Annotated in this window: 3 protein-coding genes; all 3 read left to right on the top strand. The window is 72.6% G+C overall.

The window, feature by feature from the left end:
* Positions 1 to 672 (top strand): enolase C-terminal domain-like protein (locus ACGFWI_RS38905; RefSeq protein WP_393910788.1); only part of this gene is annotated, 672 nt, incomplete at its 5' end.
* Positions 673 to 685: 13 nt separating this feature from the next.
* On the top strand, positions 686 to 2467 hold the full coding sequence (locus tag ACGFWI_RS38900; protein ID WP_393910787.1) for a glycoside hydrolase family 15 protein: 1782 nt from the start codon (positions 686 to 688) through the stop codon (positions 2465 to 2467).
* Between the two features lie 55 nt (positions 2468 to 2522).
* Positions 2523 to 3416, top strand: coding sequence for an SDR family oxidoreductase (locus ACGFWI_RS38895; protein ID WP_393910786.1), 894 nt, complete (start codon positions 2523 to 2525; stop codon positions 3414 to 3416).
* Positions 3417 to 3437 lie beyond the last annotated feature (21 nt).

Here is a 3437-nt window from a genome sequence, read left to right as displayed (position 1 = left end):
CAGGACCGACAGCTGCGCATCTGGGTCGCGGAGCAGGGCATTCCGCGCGTCAAGATCAAGATCGGTGACTCATGGGGTGCCGCGCAGCAGCGCGACCGGCGACGCATCGCACTCGCCCGCCAGAGCATCGGCGACGCCACGGAGCTCTATGCCGACGCCAACGGCGCGTTCACCCGCAAACAGGCCATCCGGCTCGGCCCGTACCTCGACGCGCACGGCGTCACCTGGTTCGAGGAGCCGGTCTCCTCCGACGACCGGGCCGGTCTGGCGGAGGTCCGGGCCGGCGTCACGGCCGAGGTGACAGCCGGGGAGTACGGCTACACGCTGCCGTACTTCTGGCACCTCCTCCAGGCCGGTGCCGTGGACTGCCTACAGGCCGACGCCACCCGATGCGGCGGTCTGACCGTCTGGCTGCGAGCGGCAGCCCTGGCCGAAGCGGCCGGTCTGCAGATCTCCGGCCATTGCGCCCCGCATGTCCACGCCCATGCGGCAGCGTCTGTACCCAACCTGCGGCACCTGGAGTGGTTCCACGACCACGTGCGTATCGAGAACCTGTTCTTCAGCGGTGTGCTGGACCCGGCGGGCGGCACCGTCCGGCCGGGCGATGACCGGTCACCCGGCCATGGGCTCACGCTGCTCGCCGACCGTGCCGATCCCTACCGCATCATCTGAGGACACGGCGACGATGAGCACCGACCACCAGCCCGGCGAAGACCTCCGCTATCCGCCACAGGACCTGGGCAGTTACGCGCTGCTCGCTGACGGCGAGCGCGGGGCCCTGGTCGGGCCGCGAGGCGAGATCTGCTGGCTGTGCGCGCCGCGCTGGCACGACGAGGCGGTGTTCGCCGCGCTCATCGGGGGCGGCGGCCTGTATGCCGTCACTCCGGCGGAGCCGTTCGTGCCCGGCGGCGCGTATGAGGACGGTTCGTTGATCTGGCGCAGCCGGTGGGTGACGCGCAGCGGCATCGTCGAGTGCCGCGATGCGCTTGCCTTCCCCGGGCAGACCGGGCGCCTGGTGCTGCTGCGACGCATCGTGGCCCACGAAGGCCCGGCCCGGTTGCAGGTGGTGCTGCACCCGGTGGCGGCCTACGGGCGGGAGCCGATGCGCGAGGTGCGGCGCGACCCTGCCGGAGAGTGGCAGGCACGGCTGGGCGGGCTGGCGTTGCGGTGGTCGGGTGCCGGGGACGCCCGGCCGGCCGGCGGGGACGGCGACCGGTTCACGCTGGAGCTCAACCTGGCGGAGGGGCAGCAGCGCGATCTGGTGCTGGAGCTGAGCGCTGAGCCGCTGCGTAGGCCGGCCGTTGATCCGGGGCGCGCCTGGGCGGCCACCGAGCGCGCTTGGGCCTCGGCGGTCCCCGCACTCACCGACACCGTCGCGGTCCGCGACGCCCGGCAGTCGTACGCGATCCTGCGTGGCATGACGAGCGCCGACGGCGGGATGGTCGCCGCGGCCACCACTAGCCTGCCCGAGCGCGCCGAGGAAGGCCGCAACTACGACTACCGGTACGTCTGGATCCGCGACCAGGCCTATGCGGGCCAGGCCGTTGCCGCGGCTGCCCCCGGCCCGCTGCTGGACGACGCGGTCCGCTTCACCACGGCCCGGCTGCACGCCGACGGTCCGGGCCTCAGCCCCGCGTACACCGTGTCCGGGCATCCCGTCCCCGACCAGCACCAGCTCGACCTGCCCGGCTACCCCGGCGGCTACGACCGGATCGGCAACCACGTCAACCGGCAGTTCCAACTCGACTGCTTCGGTGAGGCACTGCTGCTCCTCGCCGCCGCGGCCGAGCACGGCCGTTTGAACGACGACGGCTGGGCGGCCGCCCGCATCGCCGCGGACACCGTCCGGCGACGGTGGCGGGAGGCGGACGCCGGAATCTGGGAACTGGGCAACCGGAACTGGACACACAGCCGCTTGATCTGCGCCGCCGGGCTGCGCCGCTTGGCCGGCGCAGCCCCCCGCGGCCCGGCCGCCCGTGACTGGTCCGGCCTGGCGGACGCCCTCCTCGCCGACACCGAAAAGCGCGCCCTGCACCCGGACGGCCACTGGCAGCGCTCGCCCGACGACCCCTCGCTCGACGCCGCGCTGCTGCTGCCTCCCCTGCGGGGCCTGCTGCCGCCCGATGACCCCCGCACCCGAGCCACACTCCGCACCTACACCGCGGACCTGACGGACACCTTCTACGCCTACCGCTTCCGGCACGACGAACGACCTCTCAGCGAGGCGGAAGGCGCATTCGTGCTCTGCGGTTTCGTCATGGCAATCGCCGAGCATCAGCAGGGCCACGAGATCGATGCCTACCGCTGGTTCGAGCGCAACCGCGGCGCTTGCGGCGCGCCGGGCCTGTACGCGGAGGAGTACGACGTCACCCAGCGCCGGCTGCTCGGCAACCTGCCCCAGGCGTTCGTCCACGCCCTGATGCTCGAAGCCGCCGCGCGCCTGGCCCGCCCGGCGTCACCCCTCTGAAATCCGGCCAGGACTGCGTAAACCGCCCCCCCCTAGCCGAAAGAGATCGATTGCTATGTCCCAGACAGTTGTCATCACCGGCGCCAGCGCCGGAATCGGTCGTGCGACCGCCCGCCTCTTCGCCGAACGCGGCGCGAACGTCGTACTCCTCGCCCGCGGAACAGTGGGCCTGGCCGCGGCCGCGGCCGAGGTCGAGGCGCTCGGCGGACGCGCCCTGACCGTGCCCACCGATGTCGCCGACCACGCTCAGGTCGAGTCGGCGGCACAGGCCGCGGAGGAGGCCTTCGGCCCCATCGACGTCTGGGTCAACAACGGCTTCGTCTCGGTCTTCGCCCCGTTCACCGAGATCGAGCCGGACGAGTACCGGCGCGTCACCGAGGTCACCTACCTGGGGTTCGTCCACGGCACCCGTACCGCACTGCGGCGCATGCTGCCCCGGAACCGAGGCACGATCGTGCAGGTCGGCTCGGCACTCGGCGAACGGTCCGTGCCGCTGCAGTCGGCCTACTGCGGCGCCAAGCACGCCATCAACGGCTTCACCTCCGCCCTGCGCACGGAACTCCTTCACCAGGGCAGCGCAGTCTGCGTCACCCTGGTGAAGATGCCGGCGGTCAACACCCCGCAGTTCTCCTGGGTCCTCTCCCGGCTCCCCCGTCACCCACAGCCTGTACCGCCGATCTACCAGCCGGAGGTCGCCGCCCGCGCCGTCGCCCACGCGGCCGACCACCCTCGGCGCAAGCAGTACGCCGTCGGCGCCTCGACCGTCGCCACCGTACTGGCCAACAAGCTGGCCCCGGCTCTCCTCGACCGCTATCTGGCCCGCACCGGGTTCGACTCCCAGCAGACCGATGATCCGGCGTGGGGGGGGCGGGCCCGCCACCCCCAGGGGCCCCCCCCCCCCCGCGCAGGGACCCACCGAGTTGGCCCCCCCCCCCGACACCACACGTAACACCCCCCCACCCCCCACCAG

It is taken from the genome of Streptomyces sp. NPDC048434 (genome assembly GCF_043200375.1).
Classification (GTDB): Bacteria; Actinomycetota; Actinomycetes; order Streptomycetales; family Streptomycetaceae; genus Streptomyces.
This window is presented reverse-complemented; position numbering and strand designations above follow the sequence as displayed.

Coding starts and splice junctions, on each gene's coding strand:
- ACGFWI_RS38900 (WP_393910787.1), top strand. CDS start 686: ATGAGCACCGACCACCAGCCCGGCGAAGACCTCCGCTATCCGCCACAG.
- ACGFWI_RS38895 (WP_393910786.1), top strand. CDS start 2,523: ATGTCCCAGACAGTTGTCATCACCGGCGCCAGCGCCGGAATCGGTCGT.